Annotated in this window: 15 protein-coding genes and 1 pseudogene; 3 read left to right on the plus strand and 13 right to left on the minus strand. The window is 47.0% G+C overall.

Translation table 11 applies throughout. From position 1 onward, the window contains the following. Window positions 1–134 precede the first annotated feature (134 nt). The 12 genes from B9D94_RS21415 to B9D94_RS21470 form a co-directional block, all read right to left on the minus strand. On the minus strand, window positions 135–1,478 hold the full coding sequence (locus B9D94_RS21415; RefSeq protein ID WP_063478884.1) for a peptidase U32 family protein: 1,344 nt from the start codon (window positions 1,476–1,478) through the stop codon (window positions 135–137). A gap of 12 nt (window positions 1,479–1,490) precedes the next feature. After that, window positions 1,491–2,423 (minus strand): peptidase U32 family protein, encoded by a 933-nt coding sequence (locus tag B9D94_RS21420; protein ID WP_036642983.1) that lies wholly within the window; start codon window positions 2,421–2,423, stop codon window positions 1,491–1,493. A 76-nt stretch (window positions 2,424–2,499) separates the two neighbouring features. Then, complete coding sequence (mltG, locus tag B9D94_RS21425) at window positions 2,500–3,552, minus strand: endolytic transglycosylase MltG (protein ID WP_228030098.1); 1,053 nt, start codon at window positions 3,550–3,552, stop codon at window positions 2,500–2,502. An 86-nt stretch (window positions 3,553–3,638) separates the two neighbouring features. Continuing rightward, the gene (locus B9D94_RS21430; RefSeq protein WP_036642981.1) at window positions 3,639–3,953 is read right to left on the minus strand and encodes a DUF1292 domain-containing protein; all 315 of its coding nucleotides are present in this window, start codon (window positions 3,951–3,953) and stop codon (window positions 3,639–3,641) included. Continuing rightward, entirely contained in the window at window positions 3,950–4,252 is a 303-nt protein-coding gene (locus tag B9D94_RS21435; protein ID WP_006208871.1) for a DUF1292 domain-containing protein, read from the minus strand. The genes B9D94_RS21430 and B9D94_RS21435 overlap by 4 nt, the downstream gene beginning before the upstream one ends. Window positions 4,253–4,269: 17 nt before the next feature. Continuing rightward, on the minus strand, window positions 4,270–4,683 hold the full coding sequence (ruvX, locus tag B9D94_RS21440) for a Holliday junction resolvase RuvX (RefSeq protein WP_006208870.1): 414 nt from the start codon (window positions 4,681–4,683) through the stop codon (window positions 4,270–4,272). 12 nt (window positions 4,684–4,695) lie between these two features. Next, on the minus strand, window positions 4,696–4,956 hold the full coding sequence (locus B9D94_RS21445; RefSeq protein WP_006208869.1) for an IreB family regulatory phosphoprotein: 261 nt from the start codon (window positions 4,954–4,956) through the stop codon (window positions 4,696–4,698). Between the two features lie 210 nt (window positions 4,957–5,166). Beyond that, window positions 5,167–7,794 (minus strand): alanine--tRNA ligase, encoded by a 2,628-nt coding sequence (alaS, locus tag B9D94_RS21450; RefSeq protein WP_036642980.1) that lies wholly within the window; start codon window positions 7,792–7,794, stop codon window positions 5,167–5,169. Window positions 7,795–8,211: 417 nt separating this feature from the next. Next, complete coding sequence (locus B9D94_RS21455; protein WP_006208866.1) at window positions 8,212–9,279, minus strand: AI-2E family transporter; 1,068 nt, start codon at window positions 9,277–9,279, stop codon at window positions 8,212–8,214. A gap of 158 nt (window positions 9,280–9,437) precedes the next feature. Further along, complete coding sequence (locus tag B9D94_RS21460) at window positions 9,438–9,647, minus strand: hypothetical protein (RefSeq protein WP_006208865.1); 210 nt, start codon at window positions 9,645–9,647, stop codon at window positions 9,438–9,440. Window positions 9,648–9,658: 11 nt separating this feature from the next. Further along, window positions 9,659–10,180 carry a PRC-barrel domain-containing protein gene (locus B9D94_RS21465; protein WP_006208864.1) on the minus strand — a complete coding sequence of 174 codons (522 nt, stop codon included), beginning with the start codon at window positions 10,178–10,180 and terminating at the stop codon, window positions 9,659–9,661. A gap of 141 nt (window positions 10,181–10,321) precedes the next feature. Next, a complete protein-coding gene (locus B9D94_RS21470; protein ID WP_006208863.1) occupies window positions 10,322–11,467 on the minus strand; it encodes a cysteine desulfurase family protein in 1,146 nt (381 codons plus the stop codon). Between the two features lie 656 nt (window positions 11,468–12,123). On the opposite strand from B9D94_RS21470, the gene B9D94_RS21480 reads away from it, so the two are divergent. The 3 genes and pseudogenes from B9D94_RS21480 to B9D94_RS21485 all read left to right on the plus strand — a co-directional run. Beyond that, window positions 12,124–12,678, plus strand: coding sequence for a hypothetical protein (locus B9D94_RS21480; protein WP_172963980.1), 555 nt, complete (start codon window positions 12,124–12,126; stop codon window positions 12,676–12,678). Window positions 12,679–13,267: 589 nt separating this feature from the next. Beyond that, on the plus strand, window positions 13,268–13,621 hold the full coding sequence (locus B9D94_RS31965; RefSeq protein WP_367613778.1) for a transposase: 354 nt from the start codon (window positions 13,268–13,270) through the stop codon (window positions 13,619–13,621). Continuing rightward, window positions 13,561–14,448, plus strand: a pseudogene (locus B9D94_RS21485) (IS3 family transposase); the annotation flags it as partial. The gene B9D94_RS31965 and the pseudogene B9D94_RS21485, both read left to right, overlap by 61 nt. Before the next feature lie 298 nt (window positions 14,449–14,746). Here the strand turns inward: B9D94_RS21485 and B9D94_RS21490 are convergent. After that, window positions 14,747–15,166 (minus strand): cysteine metabolism transcriptional regulator CymR, encoded by a 420-nt coding sequence (locus B9D94_RS21490; RefSeq protein ID WP_006208860.1) that lies wholly within the window; start codon window positions 15,164–15,166, stop codon window positions 14,747–14,749. Window positions 15,167–15,211 lie beyond the last annotated feature (45 nt).

The following is a 15,211-nucleotide window of genomic DNA, read 5'->3' on the forward strand; positions in this document are numbered from 1 at the left end:
TTGGAGGTGTTTTCCTTTGGGTTTTCGCAAAAAAATAATCCATTACTCCTAATTTTTTTGAAAATAAAAAGAATCCAAGGTCCATCCACGGACCCGGATTCTCATATGTGTAGTTATATAGAACTATATCTTTTTTACCCTTTGCGCTTTCGCATCATATCAAAGTTACGCACCGGCTGATCCACTTGCAAGCGAATAAGCTGTAAGGGATGCCGTGCCGCGTTCAGCTCATTTCCATCCTCATCCTGAATAGGGCCAACTACCTGCTTGAAGAAGGTACCTTCTGGGCCAAAAAACTCAATTTCGTCACCAGGCTTAAAATGGTTTCGCTGCTGTATTACAGCTGTACCTGAGTGCTTGTCATACGCCATAACCAATCCGGCAAAATCATAAGGCACGGCCTTCTCTTCCGGTTCATAGATATGGTCCTCATGATCCGGGGTATCATAGAAGAATCCGGTATTCAGCGGTCGATTGGCCGCTTTGTTGATTTCCTCGATCCATTCCGGCTTCAGCACGTAATGTTCAGGGTCTGCCATATAGGAATCAATCGCCTGTCTGTACACATTAACAACCGTAGCTACGTAATGAATGGATTTCATCCGGCCCTCAATCTTGAAGCTGTCAATGCCGACCTCAATCAGGTCCGGAATATGCTCCAGCATGCAAAGATCCTTCGACCCCATGGTAAATTGGTTGTCCTCCGGTTGAAACAACGGAATCTGTGTAACGCCCGGCTTGAATGGAGACGGCCTCGATGCCCGCTGTTCCATCATCTGCACCTCTTCGGATACCCAGTTGCCGTTATCTTCTCTTCCATCCTCAAACAAATCGTATTTCCAGCGGCAGGATTGGCAGCAGCCGCCCCGGTTGGAGTCACGATCCGTAAAATGATTTGACAACACACAGCGTCCGGAAAAGGAGGAACACATCGCACCATGAATAAAGGCTTCGATCTCAATATCAACATGCTCTTTAATCGTTGCAATTTCTTCTATGCTCGTCTCGCGGCCCAGCACAACCCTTGGTAATCCTTCATCCTTCCAGAACTTCACGGCCTGCCAATTAAGCGTAGACTGTTGTGTGCTCAGATGAACCTCAAGTTTGGGCGCGGCACGCTTGGCAACCTCAATGATGGCCGGATCTGCGGCTATAATCGCTGCGATGCCCGCTTCCTCCAAGCTGCGCAGATAGGATTCAATCCCCTCTACGTCCTCATTATGCGCGTAGATATTGGATGCCACGAATACTTTAGCACCGTATTTCTTGGCGAACTCCACGCCTTCCTTCATTTCCTCGAAGCTGAAATTGTCCGCGTTCGAACGAAGACCGTATTTCTGTCCTCCAATATAAACTGCATCGGCGCCGTAGTGCACCGCAAATTTCAACTTTTCCAAATTACCAGCCGGGGCGAGCAGTTCTGGCTTGTCCAGGCGATAGCGTTTGCCCTTGTATTTTGGCTGTGCCATTGCTTCCATGCTGTACACTCCTTAATAAACTTGTTCCTTATAGAAAAATCCAAACGATAACTCTCGCTCCGGATCCTGAATGGCACGAATTTCATCCATCCAATCCTCCTGAAATGCATAGGAAGAAGGGTCCGCAGTATATAAATCAATCGCCTTGCGGTAAATGCTTATCACAAGCTTATTATATTGGCGCGGCTTCAGCAGCGTCTCCACCTTAAAGCTGTCAAGACCGGCTGCCATCAACAGATGCAGATCCTCGAGGATACAAATATCCTCCGAACTCATAATATGAGTTCCGTTGACATCTTCGTAAATGGGATATTTCTCGTCTTGGCGCTCAGCCTCAATGAGAAACAGTCCCCGTTCCTTGTCCAGACTGCCTTCATTTACGGGTCTACCTTGCTGCGACATATAACTGTTCACCAGACGCCGCTTGGAATGGTAGATGTTGGTCATGCCATGGACCTGAACCTGTGCTTCCACTTGAAGCAGCGGCTTCATGTCCGTTACTTCATCCATATTTAATTCACGCGCAAGAATGACCCGGGATGCGCCTTTGCTCCCCCAGTAATTGGACGTTGAGTAGTTTGTGGCCGTCATTTCCGCATTCCAGTGCAGTTTAATCTGAGGAGCTAGCTCCTTCACCGCAGTAAGTACGGACGGATCGTTAAACTCCACCGCATCCACGCCGATTTCACCCAGTGCCTTGACATAAGCAGGAAGCTCAGGCAGCAAATCATTGGTCATCAGGTTATTTAAGCTTACATACACTTTACTTCCCCGTCCATGCGCATGCTGGACTACTTGACGAATGTCGTTCAAGGTCAGACTGCCGGGCAGACGCATGCCAAAACGATCTTCACCAACCAGCAAAGCATCCGCTCCCGCTTCCAGGTAAGCAGCAGCATCTTCCAAGGAACCAGCAGCCGCCAATAATTCAGGTTTGATACTCATGAAATATTTCCTCCCTATTCGGGGTTGTTCAAAAAGGATCCTGTCTATTGAATCCGGATCTTTTGATCAAGTCATATTATGGTTGTGCCATTTTCTTACTCTTCTCAATGTTTTTCAAATGCTCTTTATACGTTTTAGCAAACAAATGCTCTTGCGTACCGTCTTTCTTGGTTACGTAGAACAAATAGTCTGATTTCTCCGGATTCAGAGCGGCCTGAATGGACTCCAAACTCGGGCTCGAGATTGGACCGGGCGGCAGCCCCTTTTGTCGGTAGGTGTTATACGGGCTTTCAACCTCCAGATCAGCATAAAGCAACCGTTCCTTCGGTTTATCTAACAGGTATTGAACAGTCGCATCAATCTCAAGCCGCATATCTTCTTCCAGCCTGTTATAGATAACGCCGGCTACAAGAGCTCGCTCCTGTTCTGCAACCACTTCCCGCTCAACCAGTGAAGCAATGGTCATAAGCTCATGGAACGTCACGCCGCGTGCCTCCAGTTGGCTCTGCAAATCAGGAATTTCCGCAAGACGTTTCTCGGTTTCCTTGAGCATGGTCTCCACAATGCCTTTAGCTGTTAGATCCTTCTTCGGCACATCGTAGGTTGCAGGAAACAAATAGCCCTCCAGATGGTGCCTGAGATCCGTTCCTTCCGGGATCTCACCTACAATCGGTACGTCCCAACCGGTAGTCTGATCCACAGCATCCAGAAATTCCTTCTCATCGATTCCGCTCTCACGAGCGATGGTTTCTGCCATCTGGAGAATGGTGTAACCCTCAGGAATGGTGAACCGGACCATTTCCTCCGCCTTCACTTCACCGTTGCTCATCTTGGACAGCAGCTCCTTGAAGGGGGTTCCCGGTGTAGCCTCATATGTGCCGGCCATAAGCCGGCTGCCTTCGTTCGTAATCTTCAGATAACCTTTAAGTATAAGGGCGTTCTTGATCAGACCCTTGTCCTCAAGCAGATCGGCAATGGATGATGTGCTCATTCCGGACTCCACCGTGAATTCAACCGGTGTTTCAGAGGTTGTAACAGGCTGTAAACCGTTCCAAATGTAGAACAAGCCTCCGCCGGCAATAAGGATCAGAACCAATACCGCAATAGCCAGTTTCTTCAATCTACTCATCCCTTCACACCAAAAGGGGCGGACAAGCTCCGCCCCTTCCTGAACTTTCATTTGAAAACGTAAGCACGTGCCTCTTACGAGAACAATTAATCCTCGTCTCCCTCGGGAAACGTCAGCTCATCGTACAGCTCCGATACGTTCTCCCATTCCTCGTCATCATCGATGGTTGAGAGTTCCAATCCGCCATCCGCATCCTTTACGATACGAAGCACCTCGTACTCCTCATCCGTACGGTCCGGCTGAACCAGAATGGCATATCCTTGGCCATCCACTTCAAATTCGGCGGCAATATCATATACCTCGATATGGCCTTTGTCGTCCTCAAGCTCCACACTCTCACCGAATGCTTCCTTAAGTACTTGGGTCCATACGATATTTTCAACCGAAAAATCAGTCATCATTCGTCTCTCCCGTCCAGCTCATCCACGAGCGTATTGAAGGTTTCCTCAACAATGGCCCATTCTTCATCGTCTTCAATCATAAACAATTTCAGATCTTCTCCATCTTCCTCATAACGGAAGGCGTAGACCTCGTCTGTTTCTTCGTCTGCGGACTCTCTTGGTACAACCATCATATATTTAGCATCCGAGCCATCAACCTCGAATTTCATGATGACTTCGAATTCTTCCTCGTTGCCTTCATCATCAGGAATATAAATAATTTCCGGTTCTTCTTCCATACCAATATGCTCATTAGCCATTGTTATCACCCTCACCTTTACCTTTTAGAATCCAAGTAGTTTTGCAAAATCAAGCTTGCCGCCATCTTATCTACAACCTGTTTTCGCTTCTTACGGCTGACATCGGCTTCAAGCAATGTCCTTTCAGCGGATACTGTTGATAGCCGTTCATCCCAAAGGTGAACGGGCAAGGATAGGGACTCTCGCAATGTATTTGCGAATTCCATGCAGATTTCGCCCCGTGGACCAATCGTGCCATTCATATTTTTAGGCAAGCCGACTACAACCTCACCGACCTCGTTCTCTTTGACGAGTGTGGCAATCCTGACCAGCTCACCTTCATCACGGCGGCGTTCGATAACTTCAACCCCTTGGGCCGTCCATCCGAACACATCGCTTATGGCAACACCGATTCTGCGGTCCCCGTAATCTAATCCCATGATTTTCTTCATCCCTGTGTACTCCTAACGGTGACTGGCTAAATAGAACCGGACCAGTTCTTCAATCAATTCATCTCGCTCTTTCTTCCGGATCAAACTTCTGGCATTATTGTGCCGAGGTATATAAGCTGGATCCCCGGACAAAAGATACCCTACGATTTGGTTAATCGGATTGTACTCCTTCTCTACCAGCGAATCATATACCGAAAGTAGAATGTCCTGGGCGGAAGCCTCCTTCTCATCACCTTTTACATTGAACTTGACTGTCTTATCCATGGAGTCCATGTGTGACACACCTCGCTTCTTCAAAGAACATGATTTACCATGCTTCGTCGAATAAATATTTACCAGCTTGATCTAGTTATATCATAACATAACCCTAAGTCTCTACGGAAATCCAAAGCGAAATATTTAGGAAGTGTTCCAAAAAATTCAGGATTGTGTACAGCAAAAATATTGATTCCGGTTTGCTGTACACAATCTGGACAAGAAAGGTTATACGCCCTTGGCCACAAGTTCCTCTGCGTGCTGCAGCGCTTGGGCAAGCTTGGAAGCATCCTTGCCTCCGGCTTGCGCCATATCCGGACGGCCGCCACCACCACCGCCGCATACCGAAGCCACTTCCTTAACGAGCTTGCCTGCATGGTAGCCCTTTTTCACCAGATCCTGCGGAACAGCTACAACAAAATTCACCTTGTCATCTGCCTTGGAACCGAGTACCAGAATGGCATCCGGCAATTTGCCTTTCAATTCGTCGGCGATACCCCGAAGTCCGTCCATGCTGCCTGCCTGTACTTCCACAGCAAGCAGAGGCGTATTTCCAACCTGCTTCACTTTATCGGTCAATTGGCTGGCCTCAATGGCCCCCAGCTTGCCTTGCAGGGACTCGTTCTCGCGGGCAAGATCCTTCACTTGTTGATTCAGGCCCTCAATCCGCTTCGGCACATCCGTAAGATTGCTCTTCAGCAGGCCGGCGGCTTGTTTGAGCAGATCCAACTGTTCCTCCAGATGCTCGTAAGCATAGCGGCCCGTTACCGCCTCAATCCGGCGTACGCCCGATCCGATCCCGCTCTCGCCCAGCAGCTTAAAGATTCCGATCTGGGACGTATTCCCCACATGACATCCGCCGCACAGCTCGATGCTGTAATCGCCGACTTGAACCACTCGGACGATGTCGCCGTACTTCTCTCCGAACAAAGCCATGGCGCCCATTGCTTTCGCTTCGTCAATGCCCTTGCGTTCGATGACAACCGGGATGCTCTTCCATACCTGCTCATTAACCCGGCGCTCAATATCGCCAAGCTCCTCTTGCGTGATGCTGCCAAAATGGGAGAAGTCAAAACGCAGACGCTGCGGCTCAACCAGGGAACCTGCCTGGTTCACATGATCGCCCAACACTTCTTTTAACGCTTTGTGCAGAAGGTGAGTCGCCGTATGGTTCTTGACGATATCATTGCGCATGGAGGCATTCACCTGCGCTGTCACGGTATCGCCCACTTTAAGCTCGCCGAGTTCTACAGTTACAAAGTGTACATGCTGTCCATGAGGAGCCTTGAAGAGACCTTCGACTCGGGCACGGACAGATCCGCCCTCCAAAACACCCTGATCGCTCACCTGACCGCCGCTTTCGGCATAGAACGGCGTAGCATCCAGAATGACTTGACAGGTCTGGCCTTCGCTCACGCTGTCGGCAAAACTGTCATCGGACACGATGGCGAGTACTTTCGCCTCGCGAACGGTGTCATTATATCCAACAAATTCACTTTTAACCGTATAATCGGAAAGAACGCCACCTTGTATCTTCATGCTTTCCGTCTCATGACGGGCTGCACGCGCACGATCGCGCTGTTCCTTCATCGCGGCGTCAAAGCCTTCGCGGTCCACGGTCAAACCGTTCTCAGAAGCATAATCTTCCGTCAAATCAAACGGGAAGCCATAGGTATCATACAATTTGAATGCGTCGCTGCCGCTGATCACCGATTTTCCCTGCTTTTTGGCTTCAGCGCTGACCTCCGCCAAGATGCCGAGCCCATCCGAAAGCGTTTTGTGGAACTGTTCCTCTTCCGTCGCAACCACCTTCTCAATGAATGCGCGTTTCTCCACGACCTCCGGGTAGTACACTCCCATAATATCGCCCACGGTTTCAGTCAAGGTGTACATGAACGGTTTGTCCAGCCCCAGCACCTTGCCATAACGCACCGCACGACGGAGCAAACGGCGGATCACGTAACCGCGTCCTTCATTCGAAGGCAACACGCCATCACCTACGGCAAACACAACCGTGCGAATATGGTCGGCAATAACCTTCAGGGCCACATCATACTCAGGAGAATCATTATATTTCACGCCAGCCAGTTCCGCCGTTCTCTGAATAATAGGCTGGAACAAATCGGTGTCGAAGTTGGAGTCTACATTTTGCAGAATGGATGCAAAGCGCTCCAGACCGGCGCCCGTATCAATATTTTTGTTGGGAAGCGGCGTATAACTGCCGTCCTTGTTCAGGTTGAACTGGGTGAATACCAGGTTCCACACTTCAAGCCAGCGTTCATTCTCTCCGCCAGGAAACATCTCCGATTCCGGAGTGCCCTTGCCGTATTCTTCGCCACGGTCATAGAAAATTTCGGTACAAGGGCCGCAAGGACCTTCGCCAATCTCCCAAAAGTTATCCTGCAGCTTAATGATGCGGCTCTCCGGCAGACCTATTTTTTCATTCCACAATTTAAATGCTTCTTCGTCTTCGGGATAAACAGTGACAGAAAGCTTCTCGGGATCGAATCCGATCCACTTCTTGTCGGTCAAAAATTCCCAGGCCCACGTGATAACTTCTTCTTTAAAGTAGTCTCCGATGGAGAAGTTGCCCAGCATTTCAAAAAACGTATGGTGACGGCGCGTCTTGCCGACATTCTCAATATCGTTGGTACGAATACATTTTTGCGAGTTTGCAATTCTCGGATTCTCAGGCTTCACGCGCCCGTCAAAGTAAGGCTTGAGCGGAGCCATACCTGCATTAATCCAGAGCAGGGACGGGTCATTATGCGGTACAAGCGATGCACTCGGTTCAATATTGTGGCCTTTCTCAGCAAAAAACTCCAGCCATTTGGAACGGATTTCACTAGCTTTCATCTCTACACATCCTCCAGTCGTAATATAGGGATCGGATTGACTTGCATCCAAACACAAAAAACGCCCCTGAAATAATTCAGGGACGATGTTCTCGCGGTACCACCCTGGTTATCGCCCATTTCAGCTCCAGACTGTTCCCTGGAGAAGCACGTGACGATCGCCTTGTTGCAGCTTGATAACGGGGGCCAGCCGGTGAATTTGACTCACACTCAAAAATTAGCTGTTCAGCTTGGGACACTTCCAGGTTCTCGCAGCCAGACGGATGATTGCCCGTAAGGAACCTGTTCTCTGAGCAAGGTACTCTAAGCCTACTTGATTTTCTCATCGATTTGTACGGTTATGGATCTAACATTTCAAGTATATCTAGGGTGAATCTATCTGTCAATGCAGGAGCATGACAAGTCTGTATTGGAGCAATCAGCCTGATTTCCTTCTTACATAATAGGCAAAAAAATGCTGCAGCAGCACTTTGATGACAGCAAAAACGGGCACAGCCAAAATCAAGCCCACCGTTCCTGCCAACTGCCCCCCGACTAACAGGGCAAAAATGATCAACAGTGGATGCATATGCAGCTTTTTTCCCACCACTTGGGGTGAAATGACGTTGCTCTCCAGCGTCTGACAGATCATATTCACAACCACCACAAGCAGCACCATCTTCCATGAAATGGTGGATGCCATCACAAGCGCAGGAGCCGCGCCGAGAAAAGGGCCTAAATACGGAATGATGTTGAACACCGCCACGATGCTGGCCAGCAGCAGTGCGTAAGGCATGCCCACGATAATATACCCCACGTAAGCCAGAACGCCGATGATCAAGCACACCAGAAACTGCCCGCGGACATAATTCCCAAGCGCCGTGTCGATCTCCTTAAGCAGCATGACAATTGATTTGCGATGACTCCGGGGCAGATACGATACGGCGGTTCGCTGGAACACCTCAAAATCTTTTAATATGTAAAAGATCAGGAACGGAACAATCAATACATTAAACAGGATGTTGATGGTGTTGCCGATATTGTCCATAAAAGCCGTGATGCCGCCAGCGAGCCTCGATTCCATCTGAAAGAACCAGCTGTTCATCCCCGTGCGAACCCCAGGCGGCAGCAGCCTGCTATCCAGATTGGTCATGAGACTTTGAGCATTCATTGTTAATTCGGGCAGATGCTCATTAAGCTCTTCCAGCTGCCGAATCAGCATCGGAATCATATTAATCAGAATGACCGCGAGCGAGGTCAGAAAGACGGCATAAATGATCAGCACGGCCATGCTGCGGGGAACTTTGCGGTCGGAGAGCATGCATACAACCGGATTGAGCACATAAGATATGATCATGGCAACCAGAAATGGTGCCAGAACAGCCTTGAGAAATCGATAGACATCCAGAAACAGCGGACGCAGCAGCCAGACAAAGTAAAGAGAGATCAATCCAAGCATCAACCATACCAATAATCGAAACCACTTGCTCTCCGTCAGCTGTTCCACAGGGTACCCTCCTTTTTCGCAAGCTATCCTGTAGTATATGTACAAGCTTCCAGAAATAAACTAAGATTTCCAGCAGCGGACATGAAAAAAGACTCCTGCTATACAGCCGCATCGGCCTTTGGCAAGGAGTCGTTTATCTTGTAATATGTACGCGCACTTTAAGAGGACGCGTGTATTTGAGGGAAATCCGGCTGCATTTCATCGCCGAAGAACAGGTCATCCAGCGAGCTGAGCGTGCCGTCCTCTTCTACTTGGTATACTGACATTTTCTCTCCGTTGACTGTCAATTCGATAAAGCAACCCCAGCAATAAAACTGGTGGGAGCCAATCTTTCCGATATCTTTGGAACTACAGTTTGGACATTTCATCCTACCTCACCCTATCCGTTCACAGAATTAATGGCTTTTTCCAGACGCTGTTCGCTCATCGGGGGTACCATGACGGCACTCTCGCCGATAGCCATTTCCGCTGTGCAAGGCAGCCATTTGCGACCTTCGATCAAATCCGATACAAATCCATCAGATATTTCTAACCCTAGTATTGTATTGCCCTGTTCCTGCTCAAAATAAACATCCGATATACGTCCAAGCAGGATTCCATCCTCGGTCAAGACCTGCATCTCTTTCAGTTTGCGCTTGCCCAACAGGTACGTAAGCGGTATATCATTGGCGCCCAGCTTTCGGACAGCCTCCTGGTTGCGAATCATGACGGCATCTTCCCCATAGGCTACAATATCTTCCCATGAGACGCTTTTCACATGAGTGGAAAACAAAGCCTTGCCGTCCAGTTCCAATCCGGTGATCAACCAGTTCTCATCTAGTATAAAATCGTGGATTTTGCCGATTTCCTTACCGTTCTCCACGTCGAATACAGCCAGTCCAATCATTTCTTGAAGTTTCATAATACGGTGGGCACCTCCTCATCCTCCATGGGTTTAAAATCAACCGCCGGTCAAAACGACATCCGACTAACGGCCAATCTCAAAGGATGAAATGGACGAACGCATACCCCCTTTTCCTTAGAAGAAGAAATCCCTTAACATCTATTTACGTAACCGATTAAGGATGGTTCCAATTTTTTGGGCAGTGTACTCCATTTCTTGAGTAGTATTACCCAAACCGAAACTAAAACGAATCGCAGAGCGCAAAACAGGGTCAGAAAGTTTCATGGATTGGAGTACATGGGATACTTCCAGAGATCCCGACGTGCAGGCTGAGCCGCTTGCTGCCGCAATCCCTTCCATATCGAGGTTCATCAGCATAGACTCCGTGTTGGAACCAGAAAAGCTGATATTTAGGATGTGAGGTAGGTAATGATCCAGGTTTCCGTTGATCACAAAAGAATCCTCGCCAATCTCCTGACGAAGACCCTGAAGCAGGGTTGATCTCAGCCCGCTGTAATGCTGAATACGCTGCTCCATGTTTCTCACGGCCAATTCCACAGCCGCTGCAAAACCGGCTATTCCAGCCATATTCTCGGTTCCGGCACGACGTTTCTTCTCCTGCAGCCCTCCGAACAGGCGTGGGGTTACACTGATTCCTCTGCGGACAACCAAAGCCCCAACGCCCTGCGGTCCGTTGATTTTGTGAGCGGAGAAGCTCCACATATCCACCGGCAGGTCGCGGCATGAGATTGCCTCTGAGCCCAGAGCTTGCACAGCATCACTGTGGAACACAATTCCCCGGCTGCGGCATACCTCGCCGATCTCAGCAATCGGTTGAACAGTGCCTACTTCATTATTACCGTACATAATCGTCACAAGCACCGTGTTGTCCTTGATCGCGCCGACAATGTCCTCCACGGACACACGTCCTGTACTGTCTACAGGGACATAGGTCACCTCACAGCCCTGCCGTTCCAGCTCATGGCATGTATGAAGCACTGCATGGTGCTCGATCGCTGACGTAATGACGTGTTTGCCCTTCGTTCCGAGCGATTCCAGCATTCCCAAAATAGCCAGATTATCGCTTTCGGTTCCGCCTGCGGTAAACACCAGCTCGTCCGACTGGCATCCTAAAAGGGCCGCGATTTGATCACGCGCCCCGCTTATAATCTTCTTCGCTTCTCGTCCAAAGGCATGGACGCTTGAAGCGTTGCCGTATTGGCCTGTCATCACATTCATCATCCGCTGGGCAACTTCCGGGTGCACCGGAGTTGATGCGGCATGATCCAGATATATTGATTTCATAATAGGTCACCCTTAAATGTAGAACATATATCTGACAGGATCTACAAGACTAAAGTTCATTCTACAACAACCCTTTCAGATTCAAGATTTTAGTGTCTTCTATAATAGTACAATCTATAAAGACAAACAACAACCTACAAGCTTTTTGTGGTTGAGGTGTGGGTACTAATATTTATTGAAGTGCAATGAAAAAGGACTCCGCCGCTAAGAACTGGAGTCCTTTTTTTTCGATTTCTTTTTGATCAATTTGCCGAAACAATCTCGTCGATCTTAATCCAATGCCATTCTCCCTCAGGCATGGACAACTTGATTTCTCGACTAAACGTGTGGATCAGTACGACAATACCTGTTAACTTGGTGAATAATTGAATTTCCAGTTATTTGGAGTTATTCAAAGTCTAATCTAGTTATTCAGCGGATATAAGAGCTTATTTCTCTTCACCCTCTTTGATGAGTATAAGGAATATTTGGTAAAGTTTATGCAACTTATAGATAAGGAGGAATTACATTGAAGAAAAAGAAGTCAATTATCACTACCCTTGCCATGGTAATGTGTCTCTCGTTCCCAATAGCCACCTCCGCATCAACTACGTCGTGGAGGGATTGTCCCTAGTCACTGGATAGGACTTCCAAACACTCATTTGCAGTTTAAAAACATGTACGCTTCTAGCGGAAATGATTCAGATGCATCAACATGGAGTGTAAATATTTCTGTTAGTGGAACTACCAGTACTTACCGGTATACTTTTGGAGATAATAACACCGGTGATTTCATAAACCCTGGTCAAAGTGTAAACGCTTGGGTAGATTATAACTGGACGGGGACATCAAATACTTCAATCAGCAATCTAATGCTTGCTCATGGAAATGAGAATTGGACATTTCTAAATGGATGGACGGCCTCAGGCTTGTTTGCAATGGACGCACAAATCGGGAGCAAATCAAGTATGTATCTGGAAACTGGTAGCAGACTCTCAGCAGAAAAAAACAATGCTAACGATCTTCCAGATGCTGAATTATTGAACATTAAAGAAGAACGAAAACAATTAGATTTAGCGATTGAATCAGGACAAGCCAAACCGATCAATCCAAAAGTAACAGTAAACGATGAGTCAGGTAGAGAAATCTGGTCGGGTAAAGCTGATGAATGGAATAAAGTCCAAGATGAGGTATTTAAGCAAAATAAGTTAGGAATATATTCAACCAACTAAGATATCAACCTTCATGAACTCTTTTCCTCGGAAATCATACAATGATTTCCGAGGTGCTTTTTTATTTCATTCGTAAGGAGGGGTTAAATAAAATTGAGGAAAATCATCACATTCCTTGTTGTCGGAGTAGTAATGTTTTTTATTTTACTCGCTATTGATCATTCCTACGTATCCATGAACAAATATATTAATGAGCTGTCCCCTGCAGCAAATATGGAGCGTTTGAAAATTATTTTGCTCAGTCTTTGTCTAGGTATTGTTTTCGATTGGTCAAATGTCATTAAGCTTGTAAAAAAGAAAATAAGCATACACTATTCATTAATATTTCCTTTTCTAGTCTCATTATTTTTAGCAATGCTCCCCGCATTCTTTATAGATATTGAACCCTCATTTTTCACAAACATCTTTATGAAATTACACGTTAATATAATATTCGGAATACTGAGTGGTATAATACTTACTAGAATTTTCGTGAAAAATGAATCATAAAAAATAAAGACCCAACATTGGTATTATCCCCTCAAAGTAGACACTCGAAAAAAGCCTCATGTTATCATGAGAATCGAGCGAACTTGGAGGGGGTATTTTTATGGCTAAAAAGGGACAAGTTTTTCAATCGTATACGGAGGAGTTCAAATTAAGAGCAGTTCAATGCTACCTCGAGGGATCTATGAGCTATCAAGCTGTAGCAGACAAGCTGGGAATACGAAGTTGTACACAACTTAAAACGTGGGTGAGAAAATATCGAGATGGAGAGGTATTCGATACGCGTAAAGGCTCTGGTAGTCCCATGAAAGGACGCCCTCGCACGACGTTCTCAAGTATCGAAGAAGAACGAGATTATCTAAAAGCGCAGGTAGATTATTTAAAAAAGCGGTATCCCAATCTGTTAAAGGAGACAGCCTTAGTCGACAGCAAAACTATGAAATCATCGAAGAATTGAGGGACCAACACGGCGTTACAAGGTTGTTAGCTGTTGTGGGAGTGCCTAGAGCCAGTTACTACAAGTGGCGGTCAATGCGCCTTTATCGTAGTAGCCAAAAAGAAGGCCTGGATCAAGAGATCAAAGAACACATGATGGCTACTCACTTGGCTCATCCATATTTCGGTTATCCTCGAATGGTAACGGCTTTGTGGGAAGCTGGTTACCGTGTGAATCACAAAAAGGTATGGCGTTTGATGAAAGAGCTGTCGATTCAGTCTGTGATTCGAAAGAAACGAAAATTATCTAGTTATACACCATCCGTGGTGTACCCTAACCGACTCAAACGGCAATTTCATGCTACTGCCCCGGGACAAAAAATGGTGACGGATATTACCTATATCTCTGACGGAACACACTTTTATTATTTGTCCGTGATTCAAGATTTGTTTAATAATGAGATTGTAGCTTGGCAGATTTCTAGACGTAACGATTTGGAACTTGTACTCGATACCGTCGAGCAGTGGATAAGAAAAAAAGACGTCTCAGAAGCCGTGCTCCATTCGGATCAGGGCTTCCAATACACGTCTCAGGCGTACAACACACGGTTAGAAGAATTCAGCATTAAAGGCAGCCACTCTCGCAAAGCAACCTGCCTAGATAATGCATGCATCGAATCCTTTTTTTCGCATCTCAAAACAGAAAAGTTGTACCTCCTTCAGTGTAAATCAGAAGAAGAGTTACATCAAGCCGTTGAAGATTATATCTACTTTTACAACTACCAGCGTTTTCAGGCAAAACTTAAACAGCGCGCGCCGATTGAGTACCGACACGCGCTGGCTGCTTAGTCTTTTTCACCTGTCTACTTGACAGGGGTATGACCAACATAGGGTCTTTATTTTTTATGTGCTTATGTGGTATTCGATATCCTGCAATACAAAGGGCAGGACCTGAGGAAGATACCGCTACTCCTGCGTAAAGGGATTCTTAACACTTATCTATCTACATGTCACCCAAAATCGTCAGTTAAAAATTGCAGATGATTTTGAATGGGCCTTAAAAACTAAGTGTTGTGGGTAACTTGTGGGTAACGCTTTTCCTCAATAACTCTCAATCCCTTTGAATAGTCGGGATTTCAAATCCCTGTCAAATGTAAAACATGTAATTGTCTGCAGCAGACTGTTCATGATAGTTGATCAGGTAATCCAGAGTTGTGGAATCCAGAACTTCAGCAATGCTGTCGCGGATGCGCAGCCATAGATCCCGCTTCGCCGGATCGTCCTCTTCCGTAAAATCCACAGGGGATATCGGGCCTTCCAGCACGCGAATCACATCACCCGCCGTGATGGTAGCCGGGTCGCGAGAAAGGATATATCCTCCATACGCGCCGCGAATGCTTTTGACCAAACCCGCATTCCGAAGCGGTGCAATCAATTGCTCCAGGTAATGCTCGGAAAGCTGGTTCTTCTCGGCAATGCTCTTCAGTGAGGTTGGGCCTTCGCCAAACTTGGCAGCCAGCTCCATCATAATCGTTAATCCGTATCTTCCTTTAGTTGATATCTTCAAGGGGGTGACACCTCTTTCGGTAATTTGTATATTGTGTTCATCCTG

This window comes from Paenibacillus sp. Cedars, assembly GCF_003184205.1.
Classification (GTDB): domain Bacteria; phylum Bacillota; class Bacilli; order Paenibacillales; family Paenibacillaceae; genus Paenibacillus_AQ; species Paenibacillus_AQ glucanolyticus.

Bases quoted from the DNA above. Each gene is read 5' to 3' on its own strand.
- B9D94_RS21430 (WP_036642981.1), bottom strand. From the start codon at position 3,953: ATGATGACTGATTTTTCGGTTGAAAATATCGTATGGACCCAAGTACTT.
- B9D94_RS21445 (WP_006208869.1), bottom strand. From the start codon at position 4,956: ATGGACTCCATGGATAAGACAGTCAAGTTCAATGTAAAAGGTGATGAG.
- B9D94_RS21465 (WP_006208864.1), bottom strand. From the start codon at position 10,180: ATGAAACTTCAAGAAATGATTGGACTGGCTGTATTCGACGTGGAGAAC.
- alaS (WP_036642980.1), bottom strand. From the start codon at position 7,794: ATGAAAGCTAGTGAAATCCGTTCCAAATGGCTGGAGTTTTTTGCTGAG.
- ruvX (WP_006208870.1), bottom strand. From the start codon at position 4,683: ATGAAGAAAATCATGGGATTAGATTACGGGGACCGCAGAATCGGTGTT.
- B9D94_RS31965 (WP_367613778.1), top strand. From the start codon at position 13,268: ATGGCTAAAAAGGGACAAGTTTTTCAATCGTATACGGAGGAGTTCAAA.
- mltG (WP_228030098.1), bottom strand. From the start codon at position 3,552: ATGAGTAGATTGAAGAAACTGGCTATTGCGGTATTGGTTCTGATCCTT.
- B9D94_RS21435 (WP_006208871.1), bottom strand. From the start codon at position 4,252: ATGGCTAATGAGCATATTGGTATGGAAGAAGAACCGGAAATTATTTAT.
- B9D94_RS21470 (WP_006208863.1), bottom strand. From the start codon at position 11,467: ATGAAATCAATATATCTGGATCATGCCGCATCAACTCCGGTGCACCCG.
- B9D94_RS21460 (WP_006208865.1), bottom strand. From the start codon at position 9,647: ATGAAATGTCCAAACTGTAGTTCCAAAGATATCGGAAAGATTGGCTCC.
- B9D94_RS21415 (WP_063478884.1), bottom strand. From the start codon at position 1,478: ATGGAAGCAATGGCACAGCCAAAATACAAGGGCAAACGCTATCGCCTG.
- B9D94_RS21480 (WP_172963980.1), top strand. From the start codon at position 12,124: ATGTACGCTTCTAGCGGAAATGATTCAGATGCATCAACATGGAGTGTA.
- B9D94_RS21420 (WP_036642983.1), bottom strand. From the start codon at position 2,423: ATGAGTATCAAACCTGAATTATTGGCGGCTGCTGGTTCCTTGGAAGAT.